Here is a 17,926-nt window from a genome sequence, read left to right as displayed (position 1 = left end):
CGACGGTGTTATTCGTGCACGGCACGGGCGTGCGCGAACCGGGTATGAGCGAAACTCTGGAACTCGTGCAGGAGGGTTTACGGCCACTGCGGCCGGAAATCCGCATAACTTCCTGCTATTGGGGAGGAAACGCGGGATCGGCACTCCATTCGAACGGTATATCCGTGCCGGGGTACGCCACCGGGCGCGCGCTGCCCGAGCGCGCTTCAGCCGCCGTCGCCGAACCCGACGGCACCGCCCTCGATCCGGACGTCGAGTTCTGGGGGCTGCTCTACCTCGACCCGCTGCTCGAACTGCGGCTGCTCACCGAGGAACCCGCGGCCCGCGCCGAACTGGCGCCGGGCGCCCCGCCGCCGGGCGCGGACCTCTCCGCCGCCGCCCTCGCCCTCACCGAGGACGCCGTCCTGCGCGGCCTGCTGGAACAGGGCGGCACCGGCGAGGACTTCGCCGCCGCCGTGGCCGCCGTCCTCACCACGCCCGACTGCCGCGCCTTCCTGCGCGCCCCCGCCGCGCGCGCCGAGACGGACGCGCTGGCGCGGGCGTTCGTCGCCGAGGCGGTGCGCCGGCGGACCGAGCGGGCGGGCCCGGCGCCGGCCCTCGACGGCACCGCCCGGGACGCCGCCGTGGACCGGATCACCGCCCTGCTGCCCGGAACCGGCGCCGGCACCCACCGCGGCCCGGTGACCCGGCGGGTCAAGCGGCTGGCCGGCGTCCTGGCGCTGCGGCTGGCCTCCGCCCAGGCGGTGAAGCGGCGTTCGGCGCTCACCGACGCGGCGCACCCGGCCGCCGGTGACGTCCTGCTCTACCTGGCCCGGGGCGAGGCGATCCGGGAGGCCGTCGCCGGTGCCGTGCGGGCCGCCGAGCCCCCCGTCGTCCTCCTCGCGCACAGCCTCGGCGGCATCGCCTCGCTCGACCTGCTGGTGCTGCGCCCGCTGCCCGAGGTCGAACTCCTCGTCACCGTCGGCTCCCAGGCGCCGTTCCTCTACGAACTCGGGGCGCTGCCCAGCCTGGAGCACGGCAGCCCGCTGCCCGCGCACGTACCGCGCTGGCTGAACGTCTACGACCGCCGGGACCTGCTCGGCTACGTCGGCGCCGGGGTCTTCCCGGGCCGCGTCGAGGACGTCGCCGTGGACAGCAGGCAGCCGTTCCCGCTGTCCCACAGCGCCTATTGGCGCAACCCGGAGCTGTACCGGGTGCTCGCCCGGGAGCTGCCGTGAGCGCGCCCGTGCGGCCGGGCCGTGGCCGGGTGGCGCCCGTCCGGCCGGAGCGCACCCATGCCGTCGTCGTCGGTGTGGAGCGGTACGCGGCCGGGGCGGCCTGGGATCTGCCGGGGCCCGCCGCCGACGCCCGCCGGTTCACCGCCTGGCTGCGCGGCCGGGGGGTGCCCGCCGCGCACATCCAGCTGCTGCTCGCCCCGCTGGCCGGCGCGGGCGGCCCCGAGGTCGACGTGCCCTCGGCCGGTGCCGGGCGGGAAGCGGTGCAGGAGGTGCTGACGCGCCGGCTGCCCGCGCTGGAGGGCGACCTGCTGTGGGTGTTCTGGGGCGGGCACGGCGTCACCGACGCGCAGGGCCACCGCCGGCTCTTCTACGCCGACGCCGCCGCCGACGACAAGCGGAACCTGGACCTGGACGCCTGGCTGACCGCCTGCACCACCGACCTGCTGCCCGGCTTCCGGCGCCAGATCTGGCTGGTGGACTCCTGCCAGACCTTCGTCGAGGACCTCGCCCTCGCCCGCGCGCTGCCCGCCGAAGTGCCGCCCGGCGGCGACCGGTTGCCCGGCCGGGAGCAGTTCGTGCTGCTGGCCTCCGGGCCGGGGCAGCGGGCGGCCAACGACCCCGTCGGGCAGACCGGGGTGTTCTCGCGGGCCGTACTCGCCGAACTGGCCGGCGCCGACGGCTGGCCGCCGGACATGAACGCGGTCGCCGAGCGGGTGATCGCCGGGTTCACCTCGGGCGGCCAGCGGCCCACCTCGCTGTGGTACCGGTCCTGGGGCGACGACGTGCGCGAGCTGGCCTTCCCGGCCGCCCGGCGCCGCGCGGAACCCGTGCCGGACGCGGCGCTGTCGGAGCTGGTCAACCTGCTGGCGGGCTGGCCGGGCATGACCGACCGGGACCAGCGGCAGCTCGTGCTCGGCATGCTGCCCCCCGACCTGTCCGGCGCGATCCCCCGGCTGGGAGCGCCGCGTCCCGACCTCATCAGCATCGTCCGTACCTGCCGCCGCCACCCCGGAGGGCTCGCCGCGCTCGTGGCGGCCGTCGCCCTGGTCGAACCCGGCTCGCTGGAACAGCGGGACCTGACGGACTGGGCGACCCGCTGGCTGCCCCCGGAACAGGGCGCCTGACCGGCTGATCACGCTCTTCCCGAACGCTTCCGGCATACGTCATCATGAAGTCAACGGGATGAAGGACGTTGTCAGGGGGATGCCGCATGAATACGTCCGCGGAGTTCGTGGGATCCGAACTGGCCGATCTCAGCGACGTCCCGCTCACCGCGCTCCGCTCGCAGCACCGCGCGGTCCACGCGCGCTCGCTGGACCGGCTGCTGCGCCAGATCGAGCGCCCCCGGGTCAACTTCGCCGGCGGCGACGGGCAGCCCGGCCGGGCCGACTGACGGTCCCCGGGGAGGCGGCCTGTGCAGACCGACGGACGTGACGGACCGGCGCGTACCGCGCACCATCGCGTCCCCTCGGCGTACTTCGACGACCTGGCCGCCGGCCGGGGCGGCCCCGACCTGATCCGCTTCCTGCGCGGCACCGAGTACAGCCGCCGCCTCCTGCTGCTGCGCGCCCTGCTCGACGCGGCGGCGGCGACACCGGGCGCGCTCGGCCCGCTGCCCCCGGTGGACAGCGCCTGGGAGGCGCTGACGGCCGCCCAGGAGCGGGCACCGGAGGCGTTCCGGGAACTGCTGCTGCATCCGCAGACCGGCATCTGGCTGGGACACGGCCTGCGCCGGCTGCACGGCACGGCCTGGGGCGAGGGACCCCTGTGGACCGACCTCGGGCACCTGCACGCGGTGTGCGCCGTCGCCGCCCTGCGCGCCGCCGTGCCGCTGCGCACCACCGTGCCACTGCGCGACGGCACCGCCATGTTCCCCACCCTCGGCCTCGCCCGCTTACCGGACCGCCCGCGCTGGGGCACGGCGGAGGTGGTGGTGGCCGGGGGCCGGCTCCGGGTCGACCCGTACGGCGCGAGCGTCGGCCCGCCCGGGCCGCCCGCGCCGCCCGACGGGGCCGGCACCGATGGGGCCGCGCTTGACGGGATCGCCACTGACGGGGCCGGGCTTGACGGGGATGCCACCGATGGGACCGCGCCCGACGGGGCCGGCACCGATGGGGGCGCGCTTGAGGGGGCCGGCACCGATGGGGCCGCGCTTGACGGGGCCGCCACTGACGGGACCGCGCCCGACAGGGATGCCACCGATGGGACCGCGCCCGACGGGACCGCCACCGATGGAACCGCGCACGACGGGACCGCCACCGACGGGACCGCGCCCGACGGGACCGCGCCCGACGGGACCGCGCCCGACAGGGATGCCACCGACGGGACCGCGCACGACGGGACCGCGCCCGACAGGGATGCCACCTACGGGACCGCGTCTGACGCGGACGCGCCCGGGTGGCAGGTGCTGCGTCGGCTGCGTGTGGTCGTGGCCGGGCGGGATCTGGAGGTGTTCCTCGATGACATCGACCCCTACCGCGACCTCAGTGAACCGCTGCCCGCCGCCCGCCTCGGCGAGGACCGGGCCGCCGACTGGCAGGAGCGGTTCGGGCGCGCGATGGACCTGCTGGCGGGCAGCGACCCGGAGATGGCCGCGGCCCTCGGGGAGGGCCTGCGCACCCTCACGGCGGTACGGCCGCGCAAGCCCGGGGTGGTGCTCAGCGCCTCCTCGGGGGACGCCTTCGGCGGGGTGCTGACCTCGCTGCCGCCGGACCCGGCCACCTTCGCCGTCACCCTCGTACACGAGTTCCAGCACACCAAACTGGGCGCCCTGCTGCATCTGTTGACACTGGAGGAGGACGCGGGCGCCGAGCGGCACTACGCCCCCTGGCGTGACGACCCGCGCCCGCTGAGCGGACTGCTCCAGGGCGCCTACGCGTTCCTCGGCGTCACCGAGTTCTGGTCCCGGTACCTGGACCGGGTGCCAGGACCCCAACGGGCGTACGTCGAATTCGAGTTCGCCCTGAGCCGTGGCCAGACCGGGGACGCGGTGCGCACCCTGCTCGCCGACCCCGCGCTGACCGGGCACGGGCGCCGGTTCGTCGGGGGCATGGCGGCGCGGCTGGCCGACTGGCGGGCGGACCCGCGGATCGGCCAGGACCGCGCCCTGCTCGCCGAGTTCGCCGCGACCGACCACCGCACGGGCTGGCGGATCCGGCACCTGAGCCCCGCCCCGGACGACGTCCGCGCGCTGGCCCGGGCCTTCATGGCGGGCGCCCGGGCCGACTGCCGGCTCGCGCCGTCCGCCGTCGTCCCCGACCTGGCCGCCCCCTGGTCCCACGCCCGCGCCGGGCTGATCCGGCGGTGCCTGACGGCCGGGTCCCGGCCCGCCGCGCACGGCTCCGCCGCCGACCGGGCCCTGCTCGCCCGGGACCCCACCGCCGTCGCGGCCTGTGCCGAACTCCTGGTCGACGAACCGGAGTCCGCCGACGCCTGGACCGGGCTCGTCCTCGCCCTCGGCGCCGGTTCCGCCACCGGACGGCTGCTGCGACGGCCGGAGTTGGCCCGGGCCGTCCACCGCGAGCTGCGGCTCGCCGGGACGGCCGCCGATCCGCTGCGCGTGGCCCGCTGGCTGGCGGCGGGGACCGGTGAACGGTGAAGATCCCGTGGACGCGTGAGCCCCGCCCGACGGACCCGGTGTGATCGGCATCCCATTACCCCGCTCGCGTGGATTCCCCAAGCCCCTTCCATATCGGGCGTGTTCGGACACCGGAGGGAGAGAGGGCGTGGTCGGGGGCGGGTCGTCGCGCGCCGTCATGGTTCTTTCACAGGGTTCCGTGGCGAGATCGCCGAACAGGGTCCGGGATTCCGGATAAGCTCGGCCCAGACCGGAAACGGCCACCGGGCGTCGCGGACGTGACGCAGCACGACAGGACCGCGTACCCGGAGGACACAGTGCCCGCCGCCCTCCCTGCCTTACCCGGCAGGCCCGTTCACCCGGGTCTCGCCGGCCCGCATCGCGCCGAGTTTCCGCCATCCCCCGTCATCCCCGTACGAGCGGGTTCGCGAGGTGTCCGGTGCTTCCCGGGTCATGCCCGCGGCCGCGGTGACGCCGTCCCGGCAGCCGGTTCCAGCTCCTCGCCCGGTTCCGGCGCGCCGCGCCGGCCGGTTCGCGAGCCGGACCCCCTGGAGAGGACTTGATGACCGATCTGTTACTGGCCGCCGTCGCCCTGGCCGCCCTCGTGGCCGCCGTGGCCGCCTGGCGTCTCGGCCGCTCCCACCGCCGCGAGCGCGCGCGGGCCGACCGGCTCCAGGGCCACGCCGACCGGCTCACCCAGCAGTTGCGGGCCGCCGAGCACGCCGTAGGACAACTCGTCTCCGACCTGCCCGCCCTGGCCGCCGGGGCCGCCCGGCCCGGGGACGCGCGCGCCGGTGCCCTCGCGCTGCCCCCGCCGCTGCACCGCACGGCCCTCGCCGAGCGGCTGCGCGACCTCACCGGCCAGCTGACCGCCACCGTCACCCAGGTGCGCGAGAGCACCCGGGTGGCGGCCGAGCAGCACATCGCCGGCATCAAGGCGGCTGCCGACCAGGAGACCGCCAGGGCGCGCCGGGAGTCGCAGGACGCCACCCGGGCCGCCGTGCGCAGCTTCGCCTCCAACGTGGTGGCCCGCGCGACCCGGCTCAGCCGCGAGATCAGCCAGGGCGTGCGCTCCCACCAGGGCGACGAGGCCTACGCCACCCTGGTGCACATCGACCACATCGCCCAGCAGATGCTGCTGACCGCGCAGGGCTACGCGGTGCTGGCCGGCGACAAGCTGTCCCGGCGCTGGCCGCGCACCTCGCTGACCGACGTGATCCGTGCCGCGATGGGCCGTATCGAGGGCTACCAGCGCATCGAGCACCACGAGCGGGACGCCATAGCGGTGCAGAGCCGGGCCGTCGAGGCCGTCGTCCACACCCTGGCGCTGCTGCTCGACAACGCGCTGCGCTACTCGCCGCCGGCCGCGCGGGTGCACGTCTCCGTGGAGGAGGGGCACCACGCCTGCTTCCTCGTCGTGGACGACGCCGGGCTGCGCATGGACGACGAACGCCTGCTGTGGGCCAGCGACATCATGTCCGGCAAGCAGCGCGACGACATCACCCGGCTCGGCGCCCATCCGCAGACCGGCCTGCGGGTCGCCTCGCTGCTCGCCGAGAACTACGGCTTCCGCGTCGAGCTGACCGCGCCCAACATCTACCAGGGCACCCGGGCCGTCCTCGTCCTGCCGAAGAACCTGCTGGTCTTCAGCGACATCCCGGTGCCGGCCCCCGTCGCCGTACCGGCCGCTGTGCCCGCGCCGGTCCACGCCGCCGTACCGGCTCCCGCCGCCGCACCGGAGTCCGCCGCCATGCCCGAGCCTCCCGCCATGCCCGAGCCTCCCGCCGTGCCCGAGCCCGCGCCCACCCCCGCGCCCGTGGGGCTCCCGCCCGCCCCGCGCGAGGCGGGTGACGCGGCACCCCCGGCGACCACCGCCAGCGGTCTGACCGTCCGGCGGCGCCCGGCCCGGCCCCGCACCACCCCGGCACCGGCGCCGAGCGAGGCGTCGGCCGTGCCGGGCCGCCCGAGCGTCGCCGCCGCCTGGGCGGCCGGCACCCGCCTGGGACGACAGACCGAGGACACCACCGGATCCACCGAAGGACAGTGACCATGCGCGACACGCACAGCAACAGCCTGGGCTGGCTGCTCGACCAGGAACTCGGCTCCGTCGAGGGCGTCGAGTACGCGGTGCTGATGAGCAGCGACGGTCTGCTGCAGGCCCGCACGCAGACGATCGGCCAGGAGGAGGCCGAGAAGCTCGCCGCCGTGACCGCGTCGCTGCGCGCCGCCGGCAAGGCCTGGGACGAGCACGTCGGCGGAAAGGGCATGTGCCAGCTGCTGATCGAGTCGCAGGGCCGGATCGGCCTGACCACCGCCGCCGCGAAGAACTCCATGCTGTCGGTGGTCACCACCGGCCCCGAGTCCGACGTCGGCCTGATCACCCACCACATGGTGCGCCTCGCCACCCGGCTCGGCCACGAGCTGGAGGTCGCCGAACGCCGCCCCGCGGCGGAAGGCGGACCGGCGACATGAGCGGTCCGCGGCACGACCCGGACCTGATCAGGCCGTACGTCCGCACCGGCGGACGCAACCGCCCCAGCCGGGACGTGCGCCTGGAGACGGTGGTCATCGCGGCGTCCGGCCCCACCGAGACCCTGGGGCCGGACGCGCGCCGGGTGATGCGCCTGTTCGGCGGCGGCGGACGCGGCGGCCTGGCCGTCGCGGACATCGCCGCCGCGCTGGAACTGCCGCCCTCCACCGTCCGGATCCTCGTCTCCGAGCTGATGGACAGCGGCCATCTCACCAGCCCGGCCCCCGCCGAGGAGGGCCGCCCCGGACTCGACCTGCTACAGGAGGTGCTGCGTGGACTCCGTGAGCTTGTCTGACCAGCCCGCCCCCCACTACCTGGCCCCCGGCGTCACCCGCTCCGCGAAGATCGTCGTGGCCGGGGCCTTCGGCGTCGGCAAGACCACCTTCGTCGGCAGCGTCTCCGAGGTCGCACCGCTGCGCATGGAGGAGCCGATCACCGAGGCCAGCGTCGGCGTGGACGACCTGCGCGGCCTGCCGCACAAGACGACCACCACCGTCGCCATGGACTTCGGCCGCATCCACCTGCTCGGCGACCGCCTGGCCCTCTACCTGTTCGGAACCCCCGGCCAGACCCGGTTCCGGCCGTTGTGGGAGGGCCTCACCGAAGGCGCGCTCGGCGCCCTGGTGCTCGCCGACAACCGGGACCTGGACGGCTGCCACGAGGTGCTGGGCCTGCTGGAGGAACAGCGGACGCCGTACGCCGTCGCCATCAACGTCTTTCCGGACGCGCCCCGTTACCCGCTCGACGAGATAAGGGAGGCGCTCGCCCTCGACCCGGACACCCCGCTGACCGAGTGCGACGCCCGGGACCGGCGGTCCTGCGTGTACGCGCTGATCACGCTCATCGAGTTCGTGACCTCCCGTCATGCCCCCGTCTCTCTTGTGGAGCCCCGTACATGACCACCCCCGACTTCGGCACCCTCGCGCGCCCGGCGGCCCGGTTCGCGCTGTACGACGCCGCGTACGCCGCCGATCCGCACACGGCGTACGCGCGGATGCGCGAGGTGTACGGGCCGCTGGTCCCGGTGGACCTCGCCCCCGGTGTGCCCGCCACCCTGGTCATCGGCTTCCACCAGGCCCGCCGCATCCTCAACGACCCGCTGCACTTCCCGGCCGACCCCCGGATCTGGCAGCAGTCGGTGCCGGCCGGCTGCCCGGTGCTGCCGATGATGGAGTGGCGGCCCAACGCGCTGCGCTCCTCCGGCCCCGAGCACGCCCGCTACCGCGCGGCCAACACCGCCAGCATCCAGGGCGTCGACCAGCACGAACTGCGCGCCCTGGTCGAGGAGGTGGCGTCCGCGGCCCTCGGCGAGTTCAGCGCCCGCGGCGAGGCCGACCTGCTCGTGCAGTACTCCTGGCCGATCGCCTTCCGGGTGCTGAGCGCGCTGCTGGGCTGCCCGGACGAGATCGGCCGGCGCATCGCCGACGGCATGGCCAAGATCTTCGAGTCCGCTGCCGAGACCGCCGCCCTCGGCAACGAGATCCTCGGCCAGGCCGTCCACGAACTGGTGCGGCTGCGCCGCAAGGAGCCCGGCGAGGACGTCACCTCCCGGCTGATCGCGCACGCCGCCGCGCTGGACGACATCGAGATGTCCCACCAGCTCGTCACCATGTACGGCGCGGGCATCGAGCCGCTGACCAACCTGATCAGCAACACCGTGCTCCGCATCCTCACCGACGAGCAGTTCTCGGCCGGCCTGCACGCCGGCCAGCCGGTCCGGGACGCCCTCGACACCGTCCTGTACACCGACCCGCCGATGGCCAACTACTGCATCTCCTACCCGCCGTACCCCATCGACGTCGAGGGTGTGCTGCTCCCCGCCCACCAGCCCGTCGTCATCTCCATGGCCGCCTGCAACAACGACCCGGCCGTCACCGCCGGCGCCGACGCGGCCCTCCTCAGCGGCAACCGCGCCCACCTGTCGTGGAGCATCGGCCCGCACACCTGCCCCGCCAGGTCGCACGCCTACCTCATCGCCGAGACCGCCATCACCTGCCTCCTGGACGCGCTGCCCGAGCTGGACCTCGCCTGCCCCCAGTCCGCACTCGTCTGGCGGCCCGGCCCGTTCCACCGCGCCCTGGAGGCCCTTCCCGTCCGCTTCCCCGCTGTCGTCTGAAGGAGTTCCGGCATGTCCCAGCACACCCCCCTCGTCCTCGACCCCACGGGCGCCGACGCCCACCGGGAGTACCGGGCGCTGCGCGCCGAGGGCCCGGCCGCACGGGTGGACCTGCTCGGCGTGCGGGCCTGGGCCGTCACCGACCCGGCCCTGCTCAAGCAGTTGCTGACCAGCCCGGACGTGTCGAAGGACGCCCGCGCGCACTGGCCCGAGTTCGAGGAGCGGGTCGCGACCTGGCCGCTCGCCCTGTGGGTCGCGGTGAAGAACATGTTCACCGCGTACGGCGCCGACCACCGCCGGCTGCGCCGGATGGTCGCCCCCGCCTTCAGCGCCCGCCGCATAACCGAACTGAAACCCGCCGTCGAGGCCATCGTCACCGAACTGGTCGACGCCCTCGCCGCGCATCCCGCCGGCACGGTCGTGGACCTGCGCGAACAGCTCGCCTACCCGCTGCCCATCGCCGTGATCGGCCACCTGATGGGCGTCCCCGAGGACCGGCGGACGGCCTTCCGGCAGCTCGTGGACGGCGTCTTCGACACCACGCTCTCCCAGGAGGAGTCCCAGGCCAACGCGGTGCGCCTGTACGGCGTCCTGGACGAGCTGATCGCCGCCAAGACCGCCGACCCCGGCGACGACATGACCTCACTCCTCATCGCCGCCCGCGACGAGGAGACCGACGGCTCCGGCTTCACCGGCGAGGAACTCCGCGACACGCTGCTGCTGATGATCAGCGCCGGGTACGAGACCACCGTCAACGTCATCGACCAGGCCATCGTGGCCATGCTGACCCTGCCCGAGCAGTACGGCCTCGTCCGGGCCGGCAAGGCGGGCTGGAACGACGTGGTGGAGGAGACGCTGCGGCACGAACCCGCCGTCAAACACCTCCCGCTGCGCTACGCCGTCACCGACATCACCCTGCCCGACGGCCGCGTCATCGCCCGGGGCGAGGCCATAGTCGCCTCGTACGCCGCCGCCAACCGCCACCCCGACTGGCACGGCGAGGCCGCCGACACCTTCGACCTCACCCGCACCGTCAAGGAACACCTGGCCTTCGGCCACGGCGTCCACTTCTGCCTCGGCGCCCCGCTGGCCCGCCTGGAGGTCGCCGAGGCCCTCGACCAGCTCTTCACCCGCTTCCCGGACCTGACCCTCGCGGTCCCGCCCGACGAACTGCGCCCGGTGGGCTCGCTGATAAGCAACGGCCACCAGCGACTTCCGGTCCGGCTGACGCGGGTGTAGCCACGGGCGGCGCGGGCCTGGTGCGGACCACAACATCGGCTTCCCGTTCATGACTTACCGGCCCGGACGCTTGAACTGCTCATGTCCTGGGCACGCACCTCCTACCGGCGTTCCCCTGCCGGGCCGTACCCGGCAGGAGGAGGGCGTCATGGACCGTCGGATCCGAGTGCGCGTCGTTCGGCGCCCCCAGCCCCGTGGCCAGGAGATCGACCGCAGGACGCCGTCGGGGCGGATCCTGCCGTACTAGGGAGCGGGTCACAGGGGTGCCTGCCAGGTGGCCGTCGTGTCGCCGTCGGTGGTCACCGTGAGCCGGACGCAGGGGCGGCCGTCGCGCAGGGTCGCCGTCGCGTCCACGGTCACCGTGAGCCGGGAGGCGTCCCGGCGGCGGGTGGCGCTCGCGAGGGCCCGGCGCAGGGCGGTGAGCAGGTGGCCGGCGGTGCGGTCCGGGATCAGGTGGTCCACCGGGCCGAGGAAGCGGGTCGCCGGCCGGAAGCCGAGCAGGGCGCCCGCGCCCGCCGTCTCGCGCAGCACCCGGCCCCGGAAGGTGGTCGGCGCCTCGGCCGGCGGCTGCTGGAGGGCGAAGATCGCGGTGCGGACCTCCTGGATGGTCGACTCCAGCTCGTCCACGGCCCGGCCCAGCGTCTCGCGCACCTCGCCGACGACGGCCCGGCGCCGCGCCGCCTGGACCATCATGCCGGTCGCGAACAGCCGTTGGACCACCAGGTCGTGCAGGTCCCGGGCGATGCGGTCGCGGTCCTCGTACACCGCGAGCCGCTCCCGGCCGTGCCGGGCGCCGGCCAGCACCAGGGCCAGCGCCGCCTGCGAGGCGAACTGGGTCGCGAGGTGCCGTTCCAGGGCCGTGTAGGGGCGGTCGCCGCGCCGGCGGGGCAGCGCGAGGGTGCCGATGAGCTGCCCGCCCGCCTGCAACGGCAGCATCATGCTGGGCCCGAACCGGTGCCGGACCCGGGTCGTCATCCGCGGATCGGTCGCCGAGTCCTCGACGAACACCGGCTCCCCGCCCAGCAGTTGCTCCAGCACCGGGCTGCCCGGCTCGATCGTGGTGCCGACGATGCCGCCGGGGTCGTCGTGCGTGGACGCGGTCACGATCTCCATGCCGCCCGCCGGCGTGGGCCGCAGGATCACCCCGGCCGACGCGCCGGCCAGCAGCCGGGCCCGCTCCGCGACCGTCAGCAGCGCGTCGTCGGCGCTCCGGCCGGTCAGCAGCGCGGTGGTGACGGCCGCCGCCCCCTCGATCCACCGCTCGCGCTGCCGGGCCTCCTCGTACAGGCGGGCGTTGCCGATCGCGATCCCGGCCTGCGCGGCCAGCACCCGCAGCACCTGCTCGTCCTCGGCCGTGAACGGCCCGCCGCCCGCCCGGTCCGCCAGCCGCAGCCGCCCGAACGGCTCCGCGCCGACCAGGATCGGCACGTCCAGCGCGTTTCCGGAATCGGCGGGCGCGGCGGACCCGGTGCGGATCTCCAGGGCCTCCCGGCCGGGGCCGGCGGTGCTCAGGGCCGCGTACCGGGCGCCGGTCAGCTCGGCGGCGCCGACCGCGATCCGGCGCAGTGTGGTGTCGAGGTCGAGCGCGGAGCCGACGTCGAGTACGGCGTCCAGGAGCGGCGGCAGGCGGGGGTCGGGGGCGCCGGTCATCCGGCGGGCCCGGCGCCGCTCAGGCGGCCAGCGGGTTCAGCACCAGCGGCTCGATCCGGCCCTCCAGCATGGCGCCGAGCCCCTGGGCCGCGCAGATGTCGGGCCGCTCGGCGATGTGCACCGGCATCCCGGTGGCCCGCCGCAGCATCTGGTCGAAGCCCGGCAGCAGCGCCGAACCGCCGACCATCGTCACCCCCCGGTCCGCGAGGTCGGCGACCAGGTCGGGCGGGCAGTCGCGCAGCATCCGGCCGATGCCGTCCAGCACGGCCGTCAGCGGGGTCTGGATGGCGTCCCGTACGGCGGCGGTGTCGATCCGCACGCTGCGGGCCGTACCCGTGGCCACGTCCCGGCCGTGGATCTCGGTCTGCGCCGGGCCCTGCGGGGTGAGGCCGTTGCCGGACAGGGCCAGTTGCAGCGGCCACACCGACTGGCTCGGCAGCATCAGCTTGTGCTCGTGCCGCAGGTGCTGCACGATCGCGTGGTCCACGGCCTCCCCGCCCACCGGAATCCGCTCGGCGGTGACGATGGACCCGAGCGAGAGCACCGCGACCTGCGTCGCCGCCGCCCCGCACACCATGATCATGCTGGCCTCGGGCCGCTCCACCGGCATCCCGCAGCCGATGGCCGCCGCGATCAGCGTGTCCACCAGCTCCACCCGGCGCGCCCCGAGGCCGACCAGCGTCTCGATCGTGGCGCGCTGCGCCAGCGGGTCGGCGTCGTGCGGGGTGCAGGCGGCGGCCCGCAGCCGCAGGTTGCGGCGCAGCGCGCGGCGCGTCTTGTCGCCGAGCAGATGCCGCAGCATCCGCTGGGCCATCTCGATGTCGACCACCGTGCCGCCGGAGACGGGCCGTACCACCCGGATGTAGTGCGGGGTCCGTCCCGTCATCTGCGCGGCGAACTCACCCACCGCGATGAGCGCGCCGGACCGCGTGTTCACCGCCGCGACCGAGGGCTGGTCCACGACGAGACCGGCGCCTTTCACGTACACGCGGGTGCGGGCGGCACCCAGGTCGACGGCGAAGTGGCAGCGGCGCAACTGCTCCAGACTGACGGTCACGGCGGAACCTCCCGAGTGCGCGGGCCGTGGGCGCCCGGCCGGTTGGCGGGCCTTACGACTGCCATCCTGCGCGGCGCGCCCGGGCGGGCGCCTGCTGGAGGGGGCCGGGCGGGGCGCCGCTGAACGGGGGAGATTCCCCGGTTCCCCGGTGTGTCGGCGGGTCAGAGCGCCCGCGCGGCCTCCAGCAGGGGCTCCAGGGAGGACACCGTGAGTCCGCTGCCCTCCTCGCGCAGCCGGCGCCGCCCGGCGGCGGTCGGGGCGAACCCGACGAACCGCAGGCCGAGCCGTTGGGCGGCGGTGAGTTCGGCGACCGAGGAGCCGATCAGCACCGCGCCGGGCACCGGCGTCCCGAGCGCGGCGAGGGCCCGGTCCAGGCCGTCCGGGTCGGGCATCAGCAGGCCGAGGTCGTCCCGGCGGCCCTGCACGCAGGCCAGCGGCAGCCGGTACGGCTCCAGACAGCCGCGCACGGCGGGCGCGCTGACGTCGGTCACCACGCCGACCCGGCGCCCGGACCGGTGCAGGGCGCGCACCAGCGGCAGCGCGCGGTGCGTGGTCGGCGCGTCCGGTACGGCCGCCAGCTCCAGCGCCGCCAGGCGGGCCGCGAGCGCGGGGCCCGCCGGGTCGCGGGCGAAGGCCCGCAGCAGGTCCAGCGGATGCGCGAACGCCTCCCGCCCGGCCTCGGCCACCACGGGCAACGGCCGGCCGGCCAGGGCGCCGGCCGGATCGCGGTCCTCGGCCACCAGGGACAGCAGCTCGACGACCGCCGCCCGGGCCGTCCGCCCGGGGAACAGCCGGGCGAGCGGCCCGTCGAAGCCGATCAGCACGGCCTCCGCGTCCCCGAGCAGGGCCGCCGTCCGGCGCCTGCCCGGGGCCGGCCGCTCGGTCTCCGGCAGCGGCCTGCCCTCGGGCGCCAGCCGGACCCGGTACGACACCGCGAGCCCCGGCACCGGCCAGTCCCGCACCGCCTCGTTCACCTGCCGCCCGGCCGCGCCCGCCCGGCGCACCGGATGCCGCCGGGTGACCGAGGCGGCCCCGGTGCGCAGCCGTTCCAGCAGCAGCCCGGGGACACCGGACGCCTCCGCGCGCACGACGGCGACCGGGTCCGCCACCTCCCAGGACAGGTCCACCACCGCCGTGAACGCCCCCGCCCCCGCGCCGGGCAGCGACAGCGTGTGCCGGGCCTGGTGCGGGGTGAGGTCGACCGTGTAGTACGTCTCGGGGCGCGGCGGGCGCGTGCCGTAGGGCTGGAGCGGGTCGAGCAGGGTCAGCGGGCCGTCCGGGCGCGTGTGCACGACGGCCGTCCGGCCCGGGGTGGGCAGGCCCAGCTCGCGCAGGTCCTGGATGATGAACGGCCCCCGCACCAGGTCCTGTTCGGTCGGTTCGCCGGTCGTCTGCCCGAGTGCGCAGTACCAGGCGGTGGGCGCCGCGTCCGGGGCGCCGGCCCGGTGCAGCGGCCGGAAGGGCGGGGTGCCCCGGGCGGCGGAGCTGGCGCTGAAGTCGTCGTACAGCGCGGGCGGTACGACGACGAGCACGCCCGCGCCCGGATCCGGCACCGGGACCGCCGGGTCCGGCCCGAAGGTCACCCGCACCCGGGGTGGCCGGTCGAGGCGCCGCAGGGCCCGGGGCAGCTCTCGCAGGGCCGCGACCAGGGCGGGCAGCAGGAAGGCGCCGGGCTCGGTGCGCACGAGGTAGCCGTCCGGGCGGACCTCGACCGTGTACCGGCCGGGCGCCAGCGCACTTCGCGCCAGCACCTCGTGCACGGCGGCCTCCAGGGTGATGCGGGCCTCGGGGCGGCCGGCGAGCGCGTCGGCGGTGAAGCGGAGACCGGGCGGGTCGGCGGGAGACGGCTCCGCGTGCGGTTCGCCATGGGCCACCGCCGGTTCACCGGGCGCCGGTCCCCCCGTCGCCCCCGCGAGCCGGCGCGCGCTGTCCTCGTCGACCGTGGCGAACGGCTCGGCCGCCACGGCCGTTCCGGGGCCCCGCCCGGAGGGGACCGACGCCCGGAACTCGCCCGGTGCCCGGCCCGCACGGTCCTCGATCAACTCGCCCACACGGCGCAGCAGTTCGGTGGTGCGGTTACGGGCGGTGCGCGGCAGACCGAGCAGCAGCAGCTCACGGACGCCGTCCCGGAAGGCGTAGCAGCCGGGCGGGGCGCCCGGGACGGCGGTGAGCATGCCGCTCAGCACCACCTCGGCCAGCTGGCGGGGGCGCGGATCGGGCTCCACGGCCGCCTGCACCAGCCGCATCACCGGCAGGTCGGGGCGCCCCAGCGCCAGATGCCCGGCCAGCCGGAACGCCTCCGGCGAGGCGGTCGCCCGGAACCGCAGCACCAGTTCCTCGGCCGACAGCCGCGCCACGTCCGTACGGTCCTCCGCGTCCGCCGGCAGCGGCCGGCCCAGCCCGGCCACCGCCGCCGGGAACCGCGCCCCGCCCGGCGCCGTGAGCAGCCCCGCCCAGTGCGCCAGCCAGCGCGGCTCCGGTTCCAGCACCGGCAGCGGCACGGTGCCGTCGGCGAACTCCGGTCCGCCACAAGGCTCGTAGGGCTCGTACGGCTCGAACGTGAGCGCCGCCGAGGGGGCCGCCGGGTACGGTGCCGTCAGCCGGCCCGGGGCGGTGGGCAGCGCGGTGTCCCGCCACAGGTGCTCCGGGAGCGGCTGGACGACGGCGAGCGGCATCCGGCGCGCCCAGCGGTGCAGGGTGGCGTACCAGCGGCGGCCGGCCGGGCCCTCCCGCCACTGCGGGCCCATGCAGTCGCTGACCAGCAGGGTGACGGTACGGCCGTCGCCGTGGGCGGCCGCGCCGGGGCCGTGCACGGTGCCGTCGGCCGTCGCACGGAACAGGGCGACCGTGCGGAAGGCGCCCGACTGGGCCAGCGCGGTGTGCAGTTCGCGGAGCAGGGGCTGCCAGACGGGCATGGTGGGGCCGGCGTCGTACACCAGGTTCAGGCGCAGCCAGCGTTCCCGGGCCGGGCGCAGCACCGGCAGCCACCACGCCGGGTCGGCGCCGAGGTGGGCGATGCGGTCGGCGGTGGCCCGTTCGTCCAGCTCGTGGCCTACGGGCGCGTCGGTCCGGCGGCGCAGCGGACGCAGCGCGCGTTGCAGGGCCAGCGGATGGCGGAGCATCGGGGGCGCGGGGGCGAGCAGGCCGGTGTGCGGCCGGTGCTCGGCGGCGGCCGGTGCGGGCTGCCGGGCGGGCAGGTGCAGGGGGACGCGGCCGGCCGGTGCGGGGGCGGCGAGCGGCGGGGTGCGGTCCGGTGCGGGCGGCACGGGGGGTACGGGGGGCGGGGGCGCCGCCCGCCGTACCGGTACGGCGCCCCCGTCACCGGCGTCACTCATCTGCCCCGCCAGCCACAGCAGTTCGGCCAGTTCGAGCGGGGTCGGACGGGTGCCCCGGCTCGCCTGTTCCAGGACGTCGGCGAGCCGGGCCAGCGCGGCGGACGGTTCCCCGGTCCCGGAGGGCTCGGGGGACCGCTCAGAAGACATCGGACGGCGCCGTCTGCCCCAGGTACGGCATGAGCTGTTCGGCCAGCCGGTCCAGGGAGTCGGTGTCCAGACCGGAGGAGCGCGCGAGGTAGATGGCGTTGAGGAGCTGGTCGGTGGCGAGGTCGCCGGCGCCGGCCCGGGTCAGGAACCGCTCGATCAGGGACTGCGCGTAGGCGTCCGGCTCGCCGAGGTGGGCGCGGACGATCCCGGCGAGGTGCCGGTCGTCGGGCCGGCGCAGCCGCAGCGTGACGCAGCGGCGCAGGAAGGCGGGCGGGAACTCGCGCTCGCCGTTGCTGGTGAGCACCACGAACGGGAAGGCCCGGCAGCGCACCCGGCCGTGCGCGACCGGCGCCCGTTCGTCGGCGCCGTCGACCAGCACCTCGGCGATGCCGTCCGGGGTCAGCCGGGAGGCGCGCACCAGCTCGGGGATCTCGTACTGGCCCTCCTCCAGCACGTTCAGCAGGTCGTTGGGCAGGTCGAGGTCGCTCTTGTCGATCTCGTCGATGAGGAGGGCGCGCGGGCGGGCGTAGGGCAGCAGCGCGGTGCCGAGCGGGCCGAGCCGCAGATGGTGTTCGATGCCGGAGCCGTCGGGGGACTCGCCCGCACCGGTGTCCCGGCCGGCCTGCTGCCGGGCCGCGTACAGCCGGGAGAGCGGGTCGTACTGGTAGAGGCCGTCGTGCAGGGTGCTGCGGCTGGTGACGTTCCAGCGCAGTACCGGGCCGAGCCGCAGCTCGCGCGCGACGGCGTAGGCGAGGGAGGACTTGCCGGTGCCGGGCGGGCCGGTGACCAGCAGCGGGCGGCGCAGGTACAGGGCCGCGTTGACGAGCTGGACCGTCTGCTCGGTCGCCTGGTACGTCTCGGCGCGGTGCAGGCGGTCCGGGGAGACGGCGGCGGCGTCGGCGGCCGGGTCGGGGGCCGGGAGCACCGGTCCGCCGTCGAAGGCGCGCCAAGGCGGCGGCGGGGGCAACTCGGTGACGCCGTCGTGCGGCGCGTTCGTACCGGTGTAGACGGGCCACAGGGGCATGGGTCTTCTTCTCCGTGGGGGGCGGTCGTGCGGT

14 protein-coding genes are annotated in these 17,926 nt (G+C 75.9%); 10 read left to right on the top strand and 4 right to left on the bottom strand.

The genetic code is table 11. From position 1 onward, the window contains the following. The first annotated feature begins 164 nt into the window (after positions 1–164). The 10 genes from NX794_RS09030 (at position 165) to NX794_RS08985 (ending at position 10,679) form a co-directional block, all read left to right on the top strand. Positions 165–1,217, top strand: a complete 1,053-nt coding sequence (locus tag NX794_RS09030; RefSeq protein WP_258777754.1) for an RBBP9/YdeN family alpha/beta hydrolase — start codon at positions 165–167, stop codon at positions 1,215–1,217. Further along, the gene (locus NX794_RS09025) at positions 1,214–2,341 is read left to right on the top strand and encodes an effector-associated domain 2-containing protein (RefSeq protein WP_258777753.1); all 1,128 of its coding nucleotides are present in this window, start codon (positions 1,214–1,216) and stop codon (positions 2,339–2,341) included. The genes NX794_RS09030 and NX794_RS09025 overlap by 4 nt, the downstream gene beginning before the upstream one ends. An 86-nt stretch (positions 2,342–2,427) precedes the next feature. Further along, on the top strand, positions 2,428–2,610 hold the full coding sequence (locus NX794_RS09020) for a hypothetical protein (protein WP_258777752.1): 183 nt from the start codon (positions 2,428–2,430) through the stop codon (positions 2,608–2,610). Between the two features lie 21 nt (positions 2,611–2,631). Further along, complete coding sequence (locus tag NX794_RS09015) at positions 2,632–4,815, top strand: HEXXH motif domain-containing protein (protein ID WP_258777751.1); 2,184 nt, start codon at positions 2,632–2,634, stop codon at positions 4,813–4,815. Between the two features lie 541 nt (positions 4,816–5,356). Then, positions 5,357–6,841, top strand: coding sequence for an ATP-binding protein (locus NX794_RS09010; RefSeq protein ID WP_258777750.1), 1,485 nt, complete (start codon positions 5,357–5,359; stop codon positions 6,839–6,841). A gap of 2 nt (positions 6,842–6,843) precedes the next feature. Next, complete coding sequence (locus tag NX794_RS09005; RefSeq protein ID WP_258777749.1) at positions 6,844–7,266, top strand: roadblock/LC7 domain-containing protein; 423 nt, start codon at positions 6,844–6,846, stop codon at positions 7,264–7,266. Beyond that, entirely contained in the window at positions 7,263–7,619 is a 357-nt protein-coding gene (locus tag NX794_RS09000) for a DUF742 domain-containing protein (RefSeq protein WP_258777748.1), read from the top strand. The genes NX794_RS09005 and NX794_RS09000 overlap by 4 nt, the downstream gene beginning before the upstream one ends. After that, positions 7,597–8,223, top strand: coding sequence for a GTP-binding protein (locus NX794_RS08995; protein WP_428985874.1), 627 nt, complete (start codon positions 7,597–7,599; stop codon positions 8,221–8,223). Before NX794_RS09000 ends, NX794_RS08995 begins: the two co-directional genes overlap by 23 nt. Further along, on the top strand, positions 8,220–9,440 hold the full coding sequence (locus NX794_RS08990; protein WP_258777747.1) for a cytochrome P450: 1,221 nt from the start codon (positions 8,220–8,222) through the stop codon (positions 9,438–9,440). The genes NX794_RS08995 and NX794_RS08990 overlap by 4 nt, the downstream gene beginning before the upstream one ends. 12 nt (positions 9,441–9,452) lie before the next feature. Further along, positions 9,453–10,679, top strand: a complete 1,227-nt coding sequence (locus NX794_RS08985; protein ID WP_258777746.1) for a cytochrome P450 family protein — start codon at positions 9,453–9,455, stop codon at positions 10,677–10,679. A gap of 255 nt (positions 10,680–10,934) precedes the next feature. Here the strand turns inward: NX794_RS08985 and NX794_RS08980 are convergent, their stop codons facing one another. The 4 genes from NX794_RS08980 to NX794_RS08965 form a co-directional block, all read right to left on the bottom strand. Beyond that, positions 10,935–12,329, bottom strand: coding sequence for a GAF domain-containing sensor histidine kinase (locus NX794_RS08980; protein ID WP_258777745.1), 1,395 nt, complete (start codon positions 12,327–12,329; stop codon positions 10,935–10,937). Between the two features lie 19 nt (positions 12,330–12,348). Further along, a complete protein-coding gene (locus NX794_RS08975; RefSeq protein ID WP_258777744.1) occupies positions 12,349–13,386 on the bottom strand; it encodes a rod shape-determining protein in 1,038 nt (345 codons plus the stop codon). A 161-nt stretch (positions 13,387–13,547) separates the two neighbouring features. Further along, positions 13,548–16,868: an HAD family hydrolase gene (locus tag NX794_RS08970; RefSeq protein ID WP_258777743.1), complete on the bottom strand. Its 3,321-nt coding sequence runs from the start codon at positions 16,866–16,868 to the stop codon at positions 13,548–13,550. Further along, the gene (locus NX794_RS08965; protein WP_258777742.1) at positions 16,858–17,892 is read right to left on the bottom strand and encodes an AAA family ATPase; all 1,035 of its coding nucleotides are present in this window, start codon (positions 17,890–17,892) and stop codon (positions 16,858–16,860) included. The genes NX794_RS08970 and NX794_RS08965 overlap by 11 nt, the downstream gene beginning before the upstream one ends. Positions 17,893–17,926 lie beyond the last annotated feature (34 nt).

The sequence above is a fragment of the Streptomyces pyxinicus genome, from assembly GCF_024753135.1.
GTDB lineage: Bacteria > Actinomycetota > Actinomycetes > Streptomycetales > Streptomycetaceae > Streptomyces > Streptomyces pyxinicus.
Note: the sequence above shows the minus strand (reverse complement) of the source record. Positions and strands in the feature narration are given on the sequence as shown.

Coding starts and splice junctions, on each gene's coding strand:
- NX794_RS09020 (WP_258777752.1), top strand. CDS start 2,428: ATGAATACGTCCGCGGAGTTCGTGGGATCCGAACTGGCCGATCTCAGC.
- NX794_RS09010 (WP_258777750.1), top strand. CDS start 5,357: ATGACCGATCTGTTACTGGCCGCCGTCGCCCTGGCCGCCCTCGTGGCC.
- NX794_RS09005 (WP_258777749.1), top strand. CDS start 6,844: ATGCGCGACACGCACAGCAACAGCCTGGGCTGGCTGCTCGACCAGGAA.
- NX794_RS09000 (WP_258777748.1), top strand. CDS start 7,263: ATGAGCGGTCCGCGGCACGACCCGGACCTGATCAGGCCGTACGTCCGC.
- NX794_RS08990 (WP_258777747.1), top strand. CDS start 8,220: ATGACCACCCCCGACTTCGGCACCCTCGCGCGCCCGGCGGCCCGGTTC.
- NX794_RS08985 (WP_258777746.1), top strand. CDS start 9,453: ATGTCCCAGCACACCCCCCTCGTCCTCGACCCCACGGGCGCCGACGCC.
- NX794_RS08980 (WP_258777745.1), bottom strand. CDS start 12,329: ATGACCGGCGCCCCCGACCCCCGCCTGCCGCCGCTCCTGGACGCCGTA.
- NX794_RS08970 (WP_258777743.1), bottom strand. CDS start 16,868: ATGTCTTCTGAGCGGTCCCCCGAGCCCTCCGGGACCGGGGAACCGTCC.
- NX794_RS08965 (WP_258777742.1), bottom strand. CDS start 17,892: ATGCCCCTGTGGCCCGTCTACACCGGTACGAACGCGCCGCACGACGGC.